The sequence below is a fragment of the Gluconobacter sp. P1C6_b genome (assembly GCF_018811945.1).
In the GTDB taxonomy this organism is placed as follows: Bacteria; Pseudomonadota; Alphaproteobacteria; order Acetobacterales; family Acetobacteraceae; genus Gluconobacter.
In genome coordinates this window covers 1-19,942 of the sequence record NZ_JACRVU010000015.1, presented here as the reverse complement: position 1 = coordinate 19,942, position 19,942 = coordinate 1, and the positions used below count along the sequence as shown (strand labels likewise).

At 56.3% G+C, this 19,942-nt stretch carries 16 protein-coding genes and 5 pseudogenes; 12 read left to right on the top strand and 9 right to left on the bottom strand.

Annotation, left to right across the window (positions count from 1 at the left end):
• Positions 1–117: 117 nt before the first annotated feature.
• Positions 118–819 (bottom strand): annotated as a pseudogene (locus KP701_RS10965) (transposase).
• 41 nt (positions 820–860) lie between these two features.
• Positions 861–1,379: pseudogene (locus tag KP701_RS10960) on the bottom strand (integrase core domain-containing protein).
• A gap of 163 nt (positions 1,380–1,542) precedes the next feature.
• Between KP701_RS10960 and KP701_RS16300 the strand changes: the two are divergent.
• From KP701_RS16300 to repB, 3 genes and pseudogenes are all read left to right on the top strand, one after another.
• A pseudogene (locus KP701_RS16300) lies at positions 1,543–2,297 on the top strand (IS5 family transposase); the annotation flags it as partial.
• Positions 2,298–2,307: 10 nt separating this feature from the next.
• A pseudogene (repA, locus tag KP701_RS10945) lies at positions 2,308–3,030 on the top strand (plasmid partitioning protein RepA); the annotation flags it as partial.
• Between the two features lie 143 nt (positions 3,031–3,173).
• Positions 3,174–4,229, top strand: coding sequence for a plasmid partitioning protein RepB (gene repB / locus KP701_RS10940; RefSeq protein WP_215747230.1), 1,056 nt, complete (start codon positions 3,174–3,176; stop codon positions 4,227–4,229).
• On the opposite strand, the gene KP701_RS10935 is transcribed toward repB, so the two are convergent.
• Complete coding sequence (locus tag KP701_RS10935; RefSeq protein WP_215747229.1) at positions 4,226–5,251, bottom strand: replication protein RepA; 1,026 nt, start codon at positions 5,249–5,251, stop codon at positions 4,226–4,228. The two genes, repB and KP701_RS10935, sit on opposite strands and share 4 nt — an antisense overlap.
• 485 nt (positions 5,252–5,736) lie before the next feature.
• Positions 5,737–7,185, bottom strand: a complete 1,449-nt coding sequence (locus KP701_RS10930; RefSeq protein ID WP_215747228.1) for a site-specific integrase — start codon at positions 7,183–7,185, stop codon at positions 5,737–5,739.
• Positions 7,186–7,297: 112 nt separating this feature from the next.
• Here KP701_RS10930 and KP701_RS10925 point away from each other — a divergent pair, with 112 nt between their 5' ends.
• Positions 7,298–7,744 (top strand): hypothetical protein, encoded by a 447-nt coding sequence (locus tag KP701_RS10925; RefSeq protein WP_215747227.1) that lies wholly within the window; start codon positions 7,298–7,300, stop codon positions 7,742–7,744.
• Positions 7,745–8,382: 638 nt separating this feature from the next.
• On the opposite strand, the gene KP701_RS10920 is transcribed toward KP701_RS10925, so the two are convergent.
• Positions 8,383–8,835, bottom strand: a complete 453-nt coding sequence (locus tag KP701_RS10920; protein WP_215747226.1) for a MarR family transcriptional regulator — start codon at positions 8,833–8,835, stop codon at positions 8,383–8,385.
• A 67-nt stretch (positions 8,836–8,902) separates the two neighbouring features.
• On the opposite strand from KP701_RS10920, the gene KP701_RS10915 reads away from it, so the two are divergent.
• Complete coding sequence (locus tag KP701_RS10915) at positions 8,903–10,417, top strand: FAD-dependent oxidoreductase (RefSeq protein ID WP_215747225.1); 1,515 nt, start codon at positions 8,903–8,905, stop codon at positions 10,415–10,417.
• A gap of 69 nt (positions 10,418–10,486) precedes the next feature.
• Here the strand turns inward: KP701_RS10915 and KP701_RS10910 are convergent, their stop codons facing one another.
• The gene (locus KP701_RS10910; RefSeq protein ID WP_371818954.1) at positions 10,487–11,476 is read right to left on the bottom strand and encodes a LysR family transcriptional regulator; all 990 of its coding nucleotides are present in this window, start codon (positions 11,474–11,476) and stop codon (positions 10,487–10,489) included.
• A gap of 32 nt (positions 11,477–11,508) precedes the next feature.
• Between KP701_RS10910 and KP701_RS10905 the strand changes: the two genes are divergently transcribed.
• The 4 genes from KP701_RS10905 (at position 11,509) to KP701_RS10890 (ending at position 14,611) form a co-directional block, all read left to right on the top strand.
• Positions 11,509–12,477, top strand: coding sequence for a carbon-nitrogen hydrolase family protein (locus KP701_RS10905; RefSeq protein ID WP_211566914.1), 969 nt, complete (start codon positions 11,509–11,511; stop codon positions 12,475–12,477).
• Between the two features lie 195 nt (positions 12,478–12,672).
• Positions 12,673–13,383, top strand: a complete 711-nt coding sequence (locus KP701_RS10900) for a TetR/AcrR family transcriptional regulator (RefSeq protein WP_211566915.1) — start codon at positions 12,673–12,675, stop codon at positions 13,381–13,383.
• On the top strand, positions 13,380–14,285 hold the full coding sequence (locus tag KP701_RS10895) for an SDR family oxidoreductase (RefSeq protein WP_215747224.1): 906 nt from the start codon (positions 13,380–13,382) through the stop codon (positions 14,283–14,285). Before KP701_RS10900 ends, KP701_RS10895 begins: the two co-directional genes overlap by 4 nt.
• On the top strand, positions 14,282–14,611 hold the full coding sequence (locus KP701_RS10890) for a ferredoxin family protein (RefSeq protein ID WP_207855217.1): 330 nt from the start codon (positions 14,282–14,284) through the stop codon (positions 14,609–14,611). Before KP701_RS10895 ends, KP701_RS10890 begins: the two co-directional genes overlap by 4 nt.
• A 310-nt stretch (positions 14,612–14,921) precedes the next feature.
• Here KP701_RS10890 and KP701_RS10885 read toward each other — a convergent pair whose 3' ends face one another.
• A complete protein-coding gene (locus KP701_RS10885; protein ID WP_215747223.1) occupies positions 14,922–15,578 on the bottom strand; it encodes a TetR/AcrR family transcriptional regulator in 657 nt (218 codons plus the stop codon).
• Between the two features lie 108 nt (positions 15,579–15,686).
• On the opposite strand from KP701_RS10885, the gene KP701_RS10880 reads away from it, so the two are divergent.
• Positions 15,687–16,253 (top strand): hydrolase, encoded by a 567-nt coding sequence (locus KP701_RS10880; RefSeq protein WP_011251459.1) that lies wholly within the window; start codon positions 15,687–15,689, stop codon positions 16,251–16,253.
• 48 nt (positions 16,254–16,301) lie between these two features.
• Positions 16,302–17,705, top strand: a complete 1,404-nt coding sequence (locus KP701_RS10875; RefSeq protein WP_215747222.1) for a DHA2 family efflux MFS transporter permease subunit — start codon at positions 16,302–16,304, stop codon at positions 17,703–17,705.
• A 200-nt stretch (positions 17,706–17,905) separates the two neighbouring features.
• On the opposite strand, the gene KP701_RS10870 is transcribed toward KP701_RS10875, so the two are convergent.
• Positions 17,906–18,307: a nuclear transport factor 2 family protein gene (locus KP701_RS10870; RefSeq protein WP_062454540.1), complete on the bottom strand. Its 402-nt coding sequence runs from the start codon at positions 18,305–18,307 to the stop codon at positions 17,906–17,908.
• Between the two features lie 28 nt (positions 18,308–18,335).
• Here KP701_RS10870 and KP701_RS10865 point away from each other — a divergent pair, with 28 nt between their 5' ends.
• Entirely contained in the window at positions 18,336–18,986 is a 651-nt protein-coding gene (locus KP701_RS10865) for a TetR/AcrR family transcriptional regulator (RefSeq protein WP_249211509.1), read from the top strand.
• 840 nt (positions 18,987–19,826) lie between these two features.
• Here the strand turns inward: KP701_RS10865 and KP701_RS10860 are convergent.
• A pseudogene (locus KP701_RS10860) lies at positions 19,827–19,942 on the bottom strand (IS5/IS1182 family transposase); the annotation flags it as partial.

The following is a 19,942-nucleotide window of genomic DNA, read 5'->3' as shown; positions in this document are numbered from 1 at the left end:
TCCAATAAATTATCGTTCCTTCTTGTAATTATTACTAATGATCAGGTCGCATGAGTGGAAAAATTCTTGGTTGATGCTGTATCATCAGGACCAAAATATAGGAGCCTGTTTGAAAAATCACGAGTGAGCATTGCTGCGCATGAGATTGGTGCCCATGGCGAAGAGATCATGGCCTGTGACACGTCGACACGGCGCTCATAATCACGCACGAGCCGCTGCCAGCGGGTCAACCAGCCGAAAATCCTCTCGACCACCCAGCGTCGCGGCAGCGGATAATCTCGACGATGAAATCGAGATAAGTCGCCTTGTCCGTCAACTTCAGGCGATCATAGGCGCCATCGGCGCACCCATGGCTAACGCTTGGGGATCGCATCCCGGATCATCGGGGCGCTTGCGTCCGACGACCTTCTAGCCGACATCGTACCCCTTGTCTTTGCATGAGGCGCCTTGATGCTCTGGCGGTCGATCACCGCTGCTGTCGGACTGGCTTCGCGGTCTGCTCCCTCCCGTTCGAGCATCATCAACGTCATGGATGGTCTGGAACAGGAATCGTCACGCCAGTTCTCGGAACCAGCCATAGATCGTGCGCCAGTGCCTGAAATGGATCGGCAGCATCCGCCAACCGCAGCCTGAACGAACAAGATAGCGCACTGCGTTGATCACCTCGCGAAATTCGACCTCCCGTGGGCGGCCACGACGTCCAGGGCCTGGCATCAATCGCACGATCCGCTCCCATTCCTCGTCTGTCATGTCAGACGGGTAGCGTTTCGTCTTGCGAGTGACCCTGGCCATCCGGATCTTCTGCTCTGACGTCCACATGCAGAACTTGAATCACCTCAGACCGATTTTCCAAACAGGCTCTACGTGTTTAGTCCCGTGGTTGGATTGATGATGAATCTTTCTGGCTCTGAAGTCCATATTTTGCAGACATATTCGTCAGGTGTGAGGCCACTCAGCGTTTTGAGCCTTCGCCCGAAATTATAGGCTGCCATGAAGTCGTTGAGGTGTGTCCTCAACTGCTCATGGCTGTCGTAATGGAAGCGCTTGACGGTTGCTCCCTTGATAGTCCGGTTCATCCGTTCAACCTGACCGTTCGTCCAGGGATGATTGGGTTTCGTTAAGCGATGTTCGAGGAATTCCCATGCTGTCTTCCGATCAGCTTTCCCAACCAGTTGTGTGACAGCGAATTTGCTTGTCCGGTCGATAGCAACGAAGAGGTGCAGCTTACCCTCAGCAGTCTGGCGCTTGCGCCATTTTGCAACTGTTTTCGGGTTGATCCCGAACTCCTCGCTCAGCGCCGCGAGCGAAGCCTGCTATCGCTGTATTGCTGCTCGCACGGCGTGCGTGGTCGTGGCGCTGCCATGACGTATCTGTCCCATAATGCTTCCTTCCACGCTCGTGAAAATATCACACCATCAAACCACGGGACTAGGTCACGTTGACAAAAGGTCTATATGATCAGCTTAAGTTCTGCTTCACTGCTTGCTTCAACGCAGACGGTACGGTGGAGCGGGCATGGCACGAGGCGATCTGACGGATCAGGAATGGGCAATGATTGGTCCGCTTCTGCCTTCTGAGCGTGGACGTTGGGCGCGCCCGTCCGGAGATAACCGCCGGTTTCTCAATGGTATGTTGTATGTCCTGCGCGTCGGTTGTCCGTGGCGGGACATGCATGAACGCTACGGCAAATGGAACTCCGTTTATGTCCGGTTTCGCCGTTGGGCTGAACAGGGCGTGTGGGATGCCCTGCTGCAAACCCTGGTAGACCTCGGCCTGACCGATGACTGGCAGCATATGCTCGACAGTACCGTGGTTCGTGCCCATTCACAGGCTACTGGGGCAAAAGGGGGACTCATGCGGAAGCTTTTGGTCGGTCACGCGGCGGCTTTACGAGCAAGATCCATGCCCGATGTGACAATCAGGGACGCCCTCTTGGCTTTGTCCTTACCGGAGGTCAGGTCTCGGACTACAAAGCCACAGACGCCCTGATGAAGCTGCCTGTCCCGTCCCCCAAAGCCATGCTGGCTGATCGGGGCTATGACAGTGACAGCTTCCGCCTGGACTTGCTGATCCATGGGATCCTGCCGGTTATTCCATCACGCAAAGGCCGCAGTGCTCCACAGAAAACAGACTGGCGCCGTTACAGGGAGCGCAACCGCATCGAACGGATGTTCAACAAACTCAAGCAGATGCGCCGTATCGCGACCCGATACGACAAGACCGCCCTGTCCTTCATGAGTTTCCTCAATATCGCCGCAGCAAGGCTCTGGATTAGGTCTTTTGTCAACGTGACCTAGCCTTTCGGCGCTACATGGCTTTCAGCCAGAGTTCGATGTCCATGCGAATGAGACATTATATGGAGCCATTCGCTATGATGACGAGCGGCGTCCACTGTCGGATCTCGTACGCAATACGAACTTTCCGGGATTAGATATCGTACCAGGAAACATTGAGCTCATGGAGTTCGAGTATGAGACGCCTCGGCTGTTGGCGTCTTCTGACCAAGCTGGCGCAATCTTTTTCTCACGTGTCGACGAAGCCCTTCAGGACGTCGAGGAGAACTACGACGTAATAGTCATCGATTGCCCGCCTCAGCTTGGCTATCTCACCATGTCTGCTGTGTGCGCAGCAACAGGGCTTCTCGTAACTGTGCACCCTCAAATGCTAGATGTAATGTCGATGTGTCAGTTTCTGCTCATGATGGGCGACGTAATGACACATCTGCGCGACGCTGGTGCAAACGTGTCTTATGACTGGGTCCGGTATCTTCTTACGCGTTACGAACCTTCTGATGGCCCCCAAACGCAGATGTCCGGATTTATGCGGACGGTGTTTGGGGATCACGTTCTCACCAATCCGATGTTGAAAAGCACCGCTGTCTCTGACGCAGCAATCACCAAGCAGACGCTGTTCGAGATCGAGCGCAAGCAATTTACCGGCTCAACCTACGATCGTGCGCTTGAATCTGTAAACGCCGTTAATGGCGAGATTAGGGACCTGATTTTTAGGGCGTGGGGTCGCAAAAGCTGACCTCCGTGGCAGGGGGACGCCGAAGTTGACAGCTGTCAACTAATGGCTGGTCGCGTCAAAAGTTGGCAGCTGTCAACCAAATTGCACACCAATTCGGATTTCGCAGAACTTCTGCACGAAAATGCAAATAGGGAACGAGAACAATGGCAAGAAAGCATAATTTGGGTAGTCTGGTCTCCGCGCAATCGTCGGCTCCGAGCAAAACGCAAGCGCCCTCACCGACATCGTTATCAGGGTCCTATCGCAGTAGCGGAGCACTGGGGTCAGTAGCAAAGAGCCTTGGGTCTCTTCGCCAAAAGGCAGACGAAGCCGCTGAGCTAGAAATTCTCCTAAAGACAGGAGCGACCATCATCGAGCTCTCGCCAGACCTCGTCGAGACGTCCTTTGTCTCAGATCGTATGCCTGGCAATGAGGAGGCATACCTTCAGCTACGAGACGCGATTAAGAGCACAGGACAGCTCTCTCCAATTCTGGTCCGCCCGCACCCCACTAAAGCGGGTCATTATCAAACCGCTTATGGCCACCGTCGTCTACGCGCTTGCCGTGAGTTGGGCTTGAGTGTCAAAGCCGCTGTGAAGGAATTATCGGACCACGACCTCATTATCGCTCAGGGGCAGGAAAATAGCGCGAGGGCGGATCTCTCCTTCATTGAAAGAGCGACATTTGCCCACAGCCTCCTTAAACGAGGATATGAACGCTCTACAATTATGGCTGCTCTTAGCACCGACAAAACAACGCTATCGCGCATGCTCTCGGTGTCCGAAGCTATCCCGCATATCTTAATTGAGTGGCTTGGACCTTGTCCGACTATTGGCCGCCCACGCTGGCAAGAGCTGGCCGAAAGTCTCAAGGCGTCGCCAAATCAGACATCGTGGGAAACGTTTATTAGGGCTTCCGGCAAAACGGAGGATGTAGATAAATTCGCCGAGCTACTTGATCAGGTACAGGATCGAGCAAGGCAAGCGCGCCAGTTGGAAAAGCAGAGCATTAGGCCGGTGAATAAAGCTGCTCCAACAGCGAGTTGGGTGTCGACCGACAAAGTCCTCACGATAGATCTGGAGGCAAAAAAGCGGGCCACAAATCTTGTATTCAAGTCGGCTGACGCATCAGAATTTGCAAGCTTTGTTATGACTGCAGTTCCTGATCTTTATGAGCGGTTTAAAGCACAGACGACCGAAAAGGATAAAGCCAAGAACTAGGAGGAAATGGGAGGCGGGGAGGGCGATAATACGAGCCCTCGCTCGGTCACAGCGACCTTTGCAGAACGATAAGCGGCGAGGGCAAGCCCCAAAGGTTCCTTGAACTCAGCCTTAAACGATTTGAGAGTTTTAAATTCGGTTCCGAACTGCTTCCACAGCGAACCCCAGCCTACAGGGGTATCCCCTTGCAGGGCGTGTAATCGGAAAGCTAACCAAAGATACGCATCGATAGCTCTTGGCGAGTTCTGTATGTCACGAATTGCCGCGCGGTCGATAAGAATGGGATGCCTTCGCAGCTCCCGATAGAAGGCCTCCGACAACACGACTGTTTCAATCATGCGAGTATTTCTTTTCGTTCTGGGGTCTACCTCCCCAACGTAACGAAACGACTCAACGAGACGTTCATTGACGACAACGCCTTCGCGGTCGTTTCCAAATTTAAAGTCAACGGTGCAGGTCGCCAGCCTTTCGATTTGCTCGACCAGTTTTTTGCTAATAGGACCTCCGCGACTAAGTCCCATCCTTTTGAGTAACGACGCAGGAGATTTTGCTAGCGAGATTTCCCGTGACCCCGTTTCAAGAGCCTCGGACTGCCAGTCGATCAAGAGCAACCTAGCGATTGTCCCGCACGGAACTGACAGTTTTTCAGTTGAATCGTCATCTCGCAGTCGAACCCCTGGTCGAACTAGCAACTGAGCAAAGTCCGTTTTTATTAGCCAGTCTTCACCTGGTTTTCGTTCTCGGTGGGGAAGACCGGCAAGACACCATGCGCTATAACTATAACCTATTGAACTGCCACCCTCGATTTCGCGAACCAAAGATGACGCGGCAGCGTCTACAATCTTACGCCCGGATCTGCCTGCAACGACTTCAAGTATCGGGTCAGTCAGAGCGGACGCTTCGCTATCTTTTTCTAGCGAATGGCTCTGAGCGATTTTGATAGCGTCTTGAGGGCCATGTACTTCCACTAGCTCGTGGATTGATCTGAACAGATCGTGCTGTGACTTAGCGTTAGAGTGCATAATGCGATTTCCAGCAGATCCTCAATAAGCTCAGAAACACACATCATTAGGGCCTTGTCGATGTGTTCGTTGCTTTCCCTCCCAGATGTGTTCGGTGCCTACCTGCGTCACGTAGCGTGGTTGTGTTTTTTGCCGACTTAACAATAAAAAAATTATATTGTTATTATATTGTTTCGTCGGCAGAGAACACGTTGATAACTCCGTAAACCACTGAAAAAACTTCTTGTTTTTTTTCCCTAAATTAGCGCCGTAGGCAGAAAACACTTCACCGATCTTGGCTTTTAACGCGAACCGCCTGAAGAAAACCGTGCCGGTAGGCAACAAACACAGGGAAAACCCTGCCGCCAGCGGAAAGCATTAAACACAACTTTTGGCGGTTTTTCATGGTCGGGAACGAACACATCGACAGCGGCGCACGATTCGATGGTAGGCAGTGAACACATCTAACAGTGTGAAACAGATAGTCGCCTTCAGGTAGCATGACGTCAAAACCGACTTCGTCCAGGATGTTTGGTCATAGCATCCTGGACCTCGATATATTTCTCCACCACGCCGAAAGTCTGGTGCCTGGAGAAACGCTTGAGTGAGACTAGATCCGCGCCGTCACGAGCTCCTGTGGTGATCGCTCCGCGTCGAAGACTGTGCCCACTGAAATCGCCTGTCAGTCCCGCATCCAGGCAGCGCTTCTGAATGATGCGGGCCACAGACCGGTCAGACAGCGCCTCTGAACCCATGGCGGGCAGGGCAGGGGGCTGACCGGCCTCGGCAGCAGGCGGAAGCCACACGCGCCGGAAGACCGGTCCCTTGGCGTCGGCCAGTTTCGCGCTCCGAAGCCAGCCTTCATAGGCCCGAACCGGGCACAGGGCAGTAATCCCGCGTGGGATGGCGACTTCGACACCCTGACTGGTCCGGTCCCCCTTGGAACGGTCCAGCCGGATCCGCATCCCGTCATCATCCAGCGCCACGTTCTCGAGGCACAGCGACGCCACTTCGGACCGTCGGAGGGCGCCGGCAAAGCCGAGCAGAAGAATGGCCTTGTCGCGGATCCCCACGAGCTCGGTGGTATCGATCTGCTCGATGACCTCGCCCAAGAGATCCCAGGTCAGCCCCTTGACCTGACGGGACGCGCTTCCCGTCGACGTCCTGCGAATTCCGGCAACAGTCTCGGACACCAGGGCATGGGAGGTCGGCACGGGGACCTGAGCGATATGGTGCAGATAGCGCAGTGCGGCTCGGTGCAGATCCACCGTTGCTGGTCGCTTCTTCTGCAGGGCGAGGTCGGCCAGATAGGCGGCGACGTCCTCGCTGCGGGCGGGCAGGGCAGGAATCCCGTGCCGTGCCGCCCATGCGCACCAGGAGCGCACGGCGGAGCGATAGGTCCGGCGTGTGTTCATTGCCTTCGCCGCCCGGGAATAGGTTTTCGAGGCGCGCTCCGCCGTGACCAGCGTTCCATCATAGTCGGGCAGCGCCTCGTCGGTCAGAGCATCGAACCACTGCAGGACCGCCGCAGACTGCTGACCAAGGGGAGAGGCCAGAGGGGCTAGTGTGACGGCCTGCGATCCTGCCTTGCGCCGCTTGATCGCTTTCGGCTTGAACCAGGCAACGAAGACAGGATCGGGCTCGAGATCCAGAGCGATCGCCAGATCGTGCCCGGAGGGCTGGGTGGTCACATGGGCACTGGCGATCGCCAGTGCATCTTCAGCCGTTTCCACAGTGGTGGACAGGACCGTGTCCTCGGCAAATTGGTTATGCCGGTACTCGATACCGCGAATGACCAGAGACAGGCGAGGGGAGAAGCGACCGGTCGACAGGAGTGCAACAGAGTTTTCCAGACTGCCGGCAGGAAGCTGCTGTCGGGTCTTCTGGTCCAGCCGGTCCAGAAGGGCCTCACGGGCTGCGTCTGCCGAGCCTGCAATGTGAATATGGCTGAGCAAGGAAGCCTCCGCGAAACCTGAACCCGGCTCCTGATAGCACGAAGCCGGGGCAGGGTAGAGTGGAGAACAAACACTGTCCAACGATGTCTGGAAATGTGTTAACGAAGACTGAATGCCGATCCGACCGGAACTGAAGCCGCTTTACCCGTCAAACTGGCCTGAACTGAGCCGACAGGTGAGGTTTGAGCGGGCAGGGGGCATCTGTCAGCGCTGCGGTCGGCCGCATGGGCATTACCTTCAGGTGCTGCCGGATGGCCGATGGAAGCATCCGGACACGGGACACTGGTTCAACGGTCGGGGCAGACGGGTCTCACCTCCGGATCTGATCGAGCTTCTGCAGGCGCGCCCGACAAAAGTGTCCCTGGCTGCAGCTCACCTGAATCATGATCCCACCAGCAACCGGCTGCGCAATCTGCGCGCGCTTTGTCAGCGCTGTCATCTGCTGCATGACCGGATGTATCATGTGGCCCAACGACGTCTGACGCTGCGGCGGCGTCTGGCGCTCGGGGATCTGTTCGAAGGGCTTTATCGGCCCGGTATCACACGCCTGAGGCTATAGACACCCTGATCGGCGTGTGATCCGGCGTTCTGAGCGTCAGATTAGGCAGCGGCTTCGATCGTAACGTTCGCGCTCGCGAGGCGAGGGTAGCGGCGGATCACGCCCTCTGCACTCTCTGCATGCACCAGGATCGTGTCGTGTTCTCCCTTGAGGAACGTCTCCAGAGACGCGTCGTCGCGAACACAGTGAACGAAACCCTGGTCTTCGGCACGGGCGAGGGCGCGGCTGTCACCATAAAAAAACTCTGGTCATGTCTGTTTCTCCAGTCTGAGACCTTGATGATGCGGCGGAGGAAGCCCGCTGCCAGACAACGATATCGCGGGTGGTTGTGAGTGCAGTATGGGTGCTGCTCTCGCGCAAGACGCCGCATAAAGCCAATAAACGTCAAAAGCGGTTAGAAGACGACTGCAGCTTGTTCGCTTAATAGGTCTAAGAAAACTGGCAGCTTTGGCGGGGGAAGCGGAACGTCCGGTTTGGAGGTTCAGGTCAATCAGAACGGACATCGTGTCGTTAAATCAGCCTTTGCCTGACGCGGCGACAAGGCCTGTTCAGTTTCGGTGCAATCCAAAGGGTTATTGCTGGCCCGTACGACTAAACCACCCGGACGAACGAACGGAGCGCAGAAGCCTGGGCGAACATCACCGCATCAGGTCATCAGCGAAGCGGCGCAGAAGCAACCTTAACTGATCAAGATCTTCGTCGGTCCAGTCGACAAGAATGCGGTTGGCCAGCCTCTCGCGCGCCGCATTGAGCAGGTCGACCATTTCCTGTCCCTTCCCTGTCACTGTTGCTTCGCGAACACGCCTGTCCGTTACGGACGGCTTGCGCTCAATGAGGCCCAGTTCCTCCAGCTTGCTCATCTGTCGGCTGATGGTCGTATGATCGCGGCCCGTCCGATCCGCGAGTTCGACCACACCGATCGGACCGTAACGCCATACACGTGCCAGAAGTGGAAACAGGGCCCGATCCAGCGGAATACCCGCTTCTTCGATCAGACGATCATCCCGACGCGGCCGGTTGATTTCATCGACCAGATCGATAATTGCGGCATGGAGTCCCCGCAGGATCTCAGAATCATGTGCATTATTCACGTTCTTTGTTGCCTTCGATGCGGAGCCTATATATGTGAATATTACACATTGATTCGCGGAGCTGCCAGTGTCTTTCGATACAGACGTCCTGATCTCGGGTGCGGGGGCTGCAGGCCTGACACTAGCCATCGACCTCGCCCGACGTGGAATTTCGTTCCGACTGATCGAGCAGAACGCGCAGCCGTTCAGCGGGTCGCGCGGGAAGGGCATCCAGCCCCGCACGATGGAGATTTTCGAGGATCTCGGCATCGTCGATCGTATGGCTGCGGCAGGCGGCCCTTATCCGCCGCTCTGTCAGTATCGTCCTGATGGAACCCATAAAATGTCGCTTCTGACGGAAGCGGACGTTTTTCCGACCCCAGCGGAGCCCTATGCGGCACCACTGATGCTGCCACAATTCGTCACCGAAGCCGTCATGCGGGAGCGGCTTGCCGAACTGGGTCATCATCCACATTTTGGGACACAGTTGGTCGGTTTCCAGCAGGACAATGATGGCGTTACGGCGAGGATCGAACAGCAAGGCGGCGAGCAGGTTATCCGCGCCCGGCTCCTCGTCGGGACTGATGGTGGCCGCAGTTTCGTGCGCCATGCTTTGGCGATCGATTTTCCGGGAGCAGCACTGGGCGTGCGTGCGATCGTTGCCGATGTGCGGCTGGAGGGGTTGGATCGATTCGCCTGGCATCGGTTCCAGTTCGGTTCACCCGAAACACAGGTGATGATCTGCCCGCTAGCGGGGACGGACCTGTTCCAGATTCAGGCTCCTGTGGCTCTGGACGGAGAGGTCGATCTGTCTCCGGCCGGACTGACCGCGCTTATCGAAGACCGGACCGGCAGAGAGGACATTACGGTCCGTTCGGTCTCCTGGTCGTCGGTTTATACGATGAGTGCGCGTCTGGCCGATCGCTATCGGATCGGGCGCGTCTTCCTTGCGGGGGACGCCGCGCATGTTCACCCGCCAACCGGCGGTCAGGGCCTCAATACCAGCGTTCAGGACGCCTATAATCTCGGCTGGAAGCTGGCGTCCGTGCTCTCGGGGGCGCCGGAAGCGTTGCTCGACAGCTACGAGGCGGAGCGTCGACCGATTGCATTAAACATGCTGCGTCTCTCGACGCGGCTACTAGGGGAAGTCAAGCAGGGCATCATGCGACGTGATCGCGAAGCGCGTCAGCTCGACCTCGGCTATCGCGGTTCATCATTGAACGTGCCCGGTTCGGTGAGCGGCAAAGTGCAGGCGGGCGGTCGCGCCCCTGATGCGCCCTGTCGCGGACAGGCGGGGCAACCGACACGGCTGTTCACGGTTTTTCATGGGCCACACTGGACCTTGCTCGGTTACGAAACACGCGACTGGCCGCCGGCCATTGCAGGGGTTCGGATCGTCACAATTGGCGTGGGGCATGAACTCATCGATGAAGAGGGCGATATCGCTGAAGCTTACGGGATCGAACCCGGTCACTGGGTGCTCGTACGTCCTGACGGTTACATCGCCGGAATTATCCCTTCTGACGAGTTGGAGGAGCAGCTTTCGCGCTACTTTGCGCACGTGCTGCCATCGCTTCCGAACGTTACGTTTAGAGGGTCATGATTGGGGGGGGAAGCCGAATGTCGGTTATCAGTTTATTGTTGTCCGATATCGGACATTCACGATGCGAGATTAATCCGAATAGATTGCCTCCAAATCCGGTGATATTGCTAGGAAGGCATCGCTTACAACCTGGCGCATCCAGAGATTATCAGCTGCTCGCTGCCAGAGGACCGATACAGAATAGTCTCCCAAATCAATGGGTGCCGCACAGACAGTAAGGCCCGAAACGGCCGCAAGGCTCTGGGCCGCATGAATTGGTAGTGTGGCAACGGCACGCGTCCCGATCAGGAAGGGAGGAAGGGCAGAGAAATGTGTCAGCGCCGATTGCACCCGTCGTGAGTGACCAAGATTTTTCAAGGCTTGATCTACAATGCCCTCCCGGCCTGAAAACGAGACCAGAAGATGTGGCAGAGACAGATAATCTGTCAGTGTTAGCGGCAGTGTAAGGTCGCAGGCGACCGGATCAAGCAGGCAGGCATAACCAGACCGCCCGATCTCCTGCTGCTGTAATCCGGAGCGTACATTCGGCTGTGCGACAACAGCAAAGTCGATTTCTCCCGCTTCAAAAAGGGCCTCCACGCGGTGTGTGTTAGCCTGCCTGAATGTCACTGAAACACGAGGCGCTTCTTCTGCCAGCCGCTTTGTGATTAGCGGCCCAATTGCAATCTGGAAATCGTCAGACATCCCTATGGAAAAATGTTGTCGGCTGGTTGCGGGATCAAAGGCAGTAACAGTCGAGAATGCGTTCTGGATCAGAGCGACCCCGCCCTGAAGCGGTTCCGCCATAGCGATTGCCCGAAGTGTTGGCTGCATACCCCCACGGGTGCGGACGAACAAAGGGTCATCCGCCGCTTCCCTCAGGCGGCCCAAAGACGCACTGACGGCTGACTGGCTCAGTGATAATCGTTTTGCTGCTCGGGAGACGCTGCGTTCTTCCCAGAGTGCCAGAAAGGTAGTGATCAGATTGAAATCAAGACGTGAAATATCGACCATAGTGATTTTGACTATCAAAACAATCAATTTGCCCGATAATGGTAGAAAGTCCACTCTTTCTGTCACTGTAATCCACTACATGCATGAGAGAGCCGGGCATGAGCCAGCGTCGCGTTGCCGTTATTCAGGCGGGAACCAGTCTTTTTGACACTCCCCGGACACTGGATCGGATGGAGGCCCATTGCGAAGCCGCTGCAGCGCAGGGGGTTGAACTCGCAGTCTTTCCCGAGGCGTATATTGGTGGATATCCAAAAGGGCTGAGTTTCGGCGCTGTTCTTGGAAGCCGCTTCCCTGAAGGGCGTGAGGATTACCTTCGATACTGGAAGTCAGCCATTGACGTTCCGGGAGCAGAAACAGCGCGGATTGGCTCTTTCGCAGCGAAGATGAAGGCCCATCTCGTTGTTGGGGTTATCGAACGAGATAGGGCGACGTTGTATTGTACGGCGCTCTTCTTTGGGCCGGATGGGACACTTCTTGGCAAACATCGCAAGCTGATGCCGACCGGCACCGAACGACTGGTCTGGGGAAAGGGAGACGGTTCGACCATTCCGGTATTCGAAACAGAGATCGGACGTATCGGGGCTGCGATCTGCTGGGAAAATTACATGCCGGACCTACGCCAGAGCATGTATGCTCGGGGCATCAGTCTCTGGTGTGCGCCTACGGTGGATGAGCGCGATATCTGGCAGGCGTCCATGCGGCATATTGCGTATGAAGGACGGACGTTTGTGCTCAGTGCCTGTCAGTACATGACACGCTCGGATGCGCCGGAAAATTATACCTGTCATCAGGGTAACAACCCGGAAACCGTGCTCATTCGTGGCGGAAGCGTGATCGTCAATCCGCTCGGAGAAATCATCGCAGGCCCAATCTATGATCGTGAAGCCATCATTACGGCGGACATTGATCTGGATGATGTCATCCGGGGGAAATATGACCTCGACGTGGCGGGGCATTATGCCCGTCCTGATATCTTCAGCTTGCAGGTTAACAACGCCTGTCAAAATCCAGTATCGTTCTCTGGGCAAGAGATCGATGCTCCACTTCCCACGATGAAGATCGAATAAAATAACTGCTGCCTCTATCGCCTTGCCGTAGCTACTGAATCCCTCCCTTTAGATGTCACGGCAAAGTCCGTGTCTGGGGATGAGCTGCTCTGGGGGGAAGGCCGACGGTCCGCTCCTGGTCATATACAGCGAGGTGTCATAAGGCGCTTGCATGTAAGTGAATACTCACTTAGGAGTTCTCTGTAAGGAGAAACCATGCCCTCACGCCCTTCCAGACTTTCCGCGACGGATCGCAGGCAGGCGATCCTGTCAGCAGCAGCCCCCGTTTTCGCCCGGCTTGGTCGGGAGGGGGCGACCACAAAAGAGATCGCGAGAGCGGCGGGTGTCTCCGAGGCCCTTCTTTACCGGCACTTTGCCAGTAAGGAGGAGCTTTACGCGGAACTTGAATCTCATTGCGTAGAAGCCAACGCCGTCGGTAGCCGTCTTCTTGCCGAAGCAGCGCCTTCGACGGCAACACTGGTCAAAGGTGTTGCCCTGCTCGTGCAGGCGGTCTTTCCGGGCATCGGGGATACGCAGTCTCACGATGATACCAAACGGCTTGTCACGGCCAGTCTGCTGGGCGACGGACAGTTCGCAAAGGCTTTCCTCGATCGGCATGTGAAGCCCTGGATCGGCGTTTTCGAACGATCTTTCCGGGTTGCGCAGGACGCTGGCGATATGGAGGACGGTGTTCAGACCGGCAGTGCCGAAATCTGGTTCGTCCATCATCTGGCGAACACGCTGCATCTGATTAGCCTGCCCGACATCACGGTCGTCGAATATGGCGTGACACGCGACAAGCTGGTCGAAAACACGGTCCGTTTCCTGCTGCGCGGGATCGGCCTCAGCAACACCGCCATAAACCGGCATTACGACCCTGAGAAACTCAGAACAACTTTTGCATCCATGGATCAGGACACACCATGAAACCGATCAGAAAAATAGCTGTCATTGGTGCGACAGGCCGACTTGGGGCACCGGTTACAACCGAACTATCCAGACATTTCGAAGTTCGTGCTATCGTTCGCTCGCCAGATAAGGCACGCAGGATGCTTCCGGATACTGTCGAGATCGTTCAGGCCGATCTGCGGGATGTTCCAAGCCTACACGCAGCGCTCAACGGGGTAGACGCGCTCTACATCAATCTCGCGACCGAAACGGCAGACCCGAATCTTCTCTTTTATGAAGAGCGCGAAGGTGTGCAAAACCTGATGACGGCCATACAGGGGCTGGATATCCGGTATATTGCCAAGATCGGTGCTCTTGGTGCTTATCCACCGGCGCTCACAAACATCAAACAGAATGTCGTGCCCAATATTATCCGTATGGAAGGGCACAGGAGCATTGCGGACACCGGCATCCGGCATACCTTCTTCGCGCCGACCCATTTCATGGAGTTGCTGCCTTTCATGATCAGCGGACGTGCGATTCAGTGGATTGGGAATACGCGCGTCAAAATCTGGTGGATCAGTGCCGCGGATTACGCACGATGGGTGGTCGAGGCGTTTCAGAATCCTCAGGCAATGCCAGAACATTGCCCGGTACAGGGACCGGAAGCGATCTCCGTCAGACAGGCGCTGAAGCGTTTTGTAAAAAACTACGATCCCTCTCTCAAAATTCGCGTGGCGCCACTCTGGGTTATGCGGATGATTGGCCTTTTCAACCCGAAAATGAAGTTCGTGGCGCATCTGTTCGCCTATTTCGGAGATCACGAAGATCCGTTTTACGCCGGGGAGACGTGGGAAAAACTGGGGAGGCCGACGACTACGCTTGAGATGTTCGCGCGGGAACTTCGCCAAAATCGGAATTTGCAGCAGAGCGTCAAATGAACGGTATCGAAACGACCGGAAACGGGGAAAAAGCAATGAGCACACCTAAATGCCTGGAAGAGAGTCGAACAAGGCTGGTCGTCCCGATTGTGGATTTCAATCGCTGTGAGGGAAAAGACGCCTGTGTCGCCGTGTGTCCTTACAATGTTTTCGAAGTACGAAAGATCGACAATTCGGACTATCGGAAGCTCTCATTCGTCGGAAAGATCAAAAGCCATGTTCATGGCGGAATGGTCGCGTATACGCCTCATGCCGATCAGTGCCGTGCCTGCGGTCTCTGTGTAAAGGCCTGTCCCGAGCGCGCCATCAAACTCGTGAAAGTCTGATGCGAAGAGAAAGATCGGCTGGCTCATAAAACCGTGCTCGGCAGGCATAGTCAGCATGATGCACGCTCGTAGCGTGGAGTGACTTTATCGCCGTAAACAGTGTCTGGCTACGGGCAGACTTTCAAGGTCAATGAATGTCTTAAAAGAGGCGACTGCCGCCTACCTGCTAAGCAATCGGCCATTGCCGGGCACGAGATTTTCGCGTCAAAACTGTGTTAGTTCTCCCCGATTTTCTCGCATCCATTTAGCCTCCTCACTTGGGAGGCGATGAAATTGGCGTTTGAAACCCTGGCTGCACCAATCCGCAAAATTATGGCTCTGCGTCCGTTATACCGTCTGGAGTACGCCGAAACGGCCGCAGCCGGTCCGTTAGATAGAGACGGTGCATCTGTCGCAATTCGTCAGGCGCGCCAGATGTCGTGGGGGCGTCCTTCGCCAGCATGCTGCGCAGCACTTTCATAATGTTTAGAACGACCGCAGCAATATCTCTCGCCAGTGCTTCATCCAACCCTGGCGCACAGACACGCAACGCTGCCGCAATTCCGGCTATGGCATGTCCTCGTGCACGATCACGGATCTCCATCTTGTCAGTCCGTGCCTCCATCAGCGCAGACAGGGATTTCACGCGAGGATGAAGCGTGACAAGCAGTTCGATCAGAACGTCTGCCAGAGCGTCCGGGGATAGTGTGGCGGCACGTTTGGCGAGTGCCGCGTATTCGTCTTCCAGAACGGCGATATGCCGCTGCACCAAAGCGTCCGCCACAGCCTCTTTGTTTGGAAAGAAGCGATAGAGCGAACCGATCTTCGCCCCGGCGCGCGCGGCGATCTCCGCCATGGTTGTCGCCTCATACCCTCGTTCCGCCATGAGGTCAGACGCGGCCTCCAGTAACTCCTCGACGCGCTGACGCCCAGCCGCGCGCATCGGCTGAAGGGACGTCCGTTTACCTCTTGACGAATTTGAGTCCATCCTCAAATAATGCTCCTCCTTGAGTACCTACTCAACTTACTAACGTTTCCGCGTGTTCCGGACAATGGTTCGGGATGGCGGTTCTAACGCCGACAGGGATGTTTCTCCATGATTTCGCTTCAAGCCACCAAGACGGCTCTCGTCCTGATCGATCTCCAGAAGGGCATTACGGGGCTTCCCCTGGCTCCGACACCGGGTGCTTTGATTGTTGAGCGATCGAAAGAACTCACGGCGCGTTTCCGGGCTGCTGGCGCTCCGGTCATTCTGGTAAATGTAGCATTTTCTCCAGATTTCGCGGATGCCGTTCATGCGGTCGTCGATCGCTCCTTTTCACCGCCTGGCGGCTTCGCACCAGACTGGGCTGAACTGGTCGACGGGCTTGCCGAACCGACCGATCTGTGTGTCACGAAGCGGCAATGGGGTGCCTTCTACGGCACGGATCTCGATCTTCAGTTAAGACGACGCGGTATCTCGACCATTGTGCTGGGCGGAATCGCGACCAATCTGGGCGTGGAATCTACCGCCAGGGCGGCTCATGAGCATGGATATAACGTCGTGCTCGCCACGGATGTCATGTCCACATTCACCGAAGAGATGCAGCGCTTTGCCTGCGAGGAGATTTTCCCCCGCCTTGGCCGCGTGACGACAAGCGACGCAATCGCACTGGACGCGTAAGCGCATGGTGGATGTCTGCGCGTCTCACGGTTCCCGGCGAGATCGTTCATGAACACCAGAACATCGTTGCCATCCCAGGGTTCGGATCAACTGCCTCCGGGCACCTGGAAAATCGTGAGCGTCGCGGCGGTCGGATCTTTCATGGCGCAACTGGACGCCACGATCGTCAATGTGTCGCTCCCCGATCTTGTCGCGACCCTGCACGCGCCGTTTTCACACATACAGTGGGTGGTCAGCGGCTATCTGCTGGCACTCGCCCTGACGTTGCCGCTGAATGGATGGCTTGTAAGTCGCCTCGGGGGGCGAGCAGTCTATTTATGGTGCTTCGGTGCCTTCACGCTGACATCAGGCCTGTGCGCACTAGCGTGGTCTGCACCGTCCCTGATCGTATTCCGGCTACTGCAAGGCATGGCGGGCGGACTGCTCGCCCCTATGGCGCAGATGACGGTAGCTCGTGTGGCGGGCCGACAGATGCCGAGGGTCGCGAGCGCAATGACGGCACCTGTTCTGCTCGCGCCGCTTCTTGGACCCGTCGTCGCCGGTGCAATTCTCTCCATCGCGTCCTGGCGATGGATCTTTCTTCTCAATGTGCCGGTCGGGCTTGCGGCTTTTGCTCTTGCCGTTCTGTTTCTCCCTCACGATCGGCATGACGAGCGCCCCCGTCCACTTGACCTGACAGGGCTAGGATTTCTCGCTCCCGCGCTCGTCTCGTTTCTTTACGGCATGGATCATGTCGCCCGGCTTTATGGACAGGCGACTTTAGGCGCGTCCCTCGTGCTGTTCGTCCTGTATGTCAGATCCGCGCGACGCAAGGGCGATGACGCGCTGATCGACCTGCGCCTGCTGCGTGCGCCTGCCTTTTCGGTGTCGGCGATCATCATGTTTCTGACGAACGGGGTGTCGTTCGCTGGTCAGATGCTTCTACCCGTATGGCTGATTCACGCCTGCGGTGTCTCGCCCGAGCGGACGGGCCTGTTCATGGCACCCCTGGGTCTGGGGATGATGTGCGTCTATCCGCTCATTGGCCGTCTGAGTGACCGGTTTGACGCGCGCGATCTGACCGGTTGCGGGGCTCTTTTGTCCTTTGTTGGCACACTGATTTTAGCGTTGCTCGCCTATAACGGTCTGAGCGTCGTCCTGCTCGCCTTAGCATTGTTGCTGCGTGGCGGAGGTGGGGGCGCTGTCGGTATTCCGGCGATGAGCGTGGGATATGCTTCGATCGCACGCCCAGATATTCCGATGGCAACGACTGCGCTGAACATCATGCAAAGGATTGGGGGACCGACATTGATCACAGCGTGCGCCACATTCCTCGGGTGGCGGCTTGCGACAATCGCTCCATCCCATGTCGCATCGGAGGCTTACGCCGAAACATTTGGATTGCTTGCGTTATTCCATGGCGCTCTGTTGCTCACCACGCGTTTCATCAAGTCTTCAGAGAGGAAACGTTAGTTCGGATCGAACTGAACCCGTCGTGCATGGATACTCGCCTGAGAAAATAAAAATGACCCAGGCAAGATTGGGCAGCGTCATCCGCTTTAAGATCAGTTGTTTGTATTTCGGATTGTCCGAGATGTAGGCGAGAGCAGCCCCATTCAAGCCGTCCGTTCCGACAGTTAGTCTTCTGGGGACGCCATGCCAGCTTGTGTCATTCAGTCTGAGACAATCGCTGCAAGCTGAAGCGGGTTCATATAGTCGCGTATCCGAGTGACCTTCGCGTCACGCCTTTCGATGAACCAGACGTAGGACAAGCTCTTTGTGCTATCGTCGACAACGCGTTCATGATGGCCCGTTGCCTCAACAATCAGTTCGTTGCCAGCGCTACGGACGCGAATGTCGCTCAGCGCGCCGAACCGGATTATAGATGGCAGATGGGCCATATAGGCCGCAATGGCGTCCCGTCCGATCAGCTTACGCGGGGCGCCCTCGGGCGCGAACGGAAATTCATGGCATGCGTCGGCTGCGTAGATCGCCATCCAGCCCGCGATATCACCTGCGCGAAGTGCGTCCAGTGCATTTTCGAGCCAGTCTGGCAGTTCGGATGTTGGTGACATGGTGCTTCCTTGATATGATTTCCGGACCATGAGTCCAGATTTACATTATATATCGGACCACAAGTCCGAAAATCAAGTAGTTCGTCGCGGACGGCCGCCAACCGCCACGATCCGCATGCTTGAGGCCGCCGATATCCTCTTTGCACAGGCTGATGGGCCTGAACGTGTGACCATGGATGCCATTGCGGCGGCATGCAGTGTCGGGAAGGGAACACTGTTCCGCGCGTTCGGTAGTCGCGCGGGATTGCTCGACGCTCTCTGGGCCACAAAGATCGAAGCTCTACGGGCAAGCGTGGAGAGTGGTGCGGCTCCTTTCCGGCAAGATACCTTACCGCAACAGCGTCTTGCAGCGTTTCTTGACCTGATCTTGACGTTCAAGCTCGACAACCGCCACCTGATCCGGGCGCTCGAATTCGGTCCGGGCATTCTGCAATCGCCGCATTATCGCTGGATGCTTGGGGTGACCGCGAGGTTCATCGAGGAAGGGACGGGCTCGCCGCCGGAGGGTGCGGCCCTTTATAACGCCCACGCTCTTCTGGCAGCTCTGCATATCGACCTAATTGAGGACATGCTCGCAAACGGACTGTCGCTGGATACGATCAGGGAAGCCCAGACCAAGCGCGCCTACATGGCAATGGGCATTACAGAATCTGACTACAAAACACTCGTACGCACTTGATCGATCATGTCTGCTTTCCAAAAACTTAAACGCCCCTGTTTATGACCGAAATGTAGGCGGAAGCGGACCTGCTGCTTACGCCTATATGTCGGACATACAGGCGGTTGAGAGCGTTTCCCGAAAGCCGACATTAATCATCCGACGCTCTGCCGAACAAAGACGGATAGCGGACTTGTACATGCATTTTACCCTGTCGAAGTTCGAATCTCATCAAGCGGACTGCGCCGGACCAGGATTATGTCTTCTTGGGTGAGGATTCGGCTGAACCACCATTCATTCATCCGGCGGGAATTGGCGCGCGAACGCGGAGGTTGCGGGACACTACGGAAAGGCAAATTTTAGGAGACTAGGGCCTCAAGCTGTCGTTGGGTCAGGCGTGCATAACCGGTTTGGACTGACGAACCCGCTTGCGTTCTCCCCTACCCGTGTCAGCTCGAAGGAAGCGGGGCAGAATGCGTTGCGTTCACGGCGCTATGGGGTTGGCGGTCTGTAACTCCAGCGCCGGCGCTGGAATGGCAGCGCAGCCGTAGCGCCGGTTGGGGCTAGGGTCTGCCTGTCGGAAGGCTCAAGCTGTAGCGTCATAGGCGAAGCTGAAGGCCGAGAGCACTTCAGTCGGTAGATACGCATCACCCCAACGCTTCGTTCTGCCCCGCTCGGAAATCAGGTGCAGGTTTTTCCGGGCTCGCGAAGCAACGACATAGAGCAGCTGGAGGGATCGAAGAACTGTTTGTTGATGCGCTTGTCTGATGATTTTAGTTTTTTAGCGCTTTGATTGAGGGTTTCCGGGGTGACTTTCGCTCTGCGTTTTGAGCAGATCACGGTCCATCGCCAGTGGGAGGACTACGCGCTCGCGTTCAATCTTTCGAGGAAAAGGAAGCGGCGCATATTATAGACGATATTGGCAAGGCCGATCCTCATGGTGGCCCGGGTGATACCGACAGTTCGGACGAACAGAC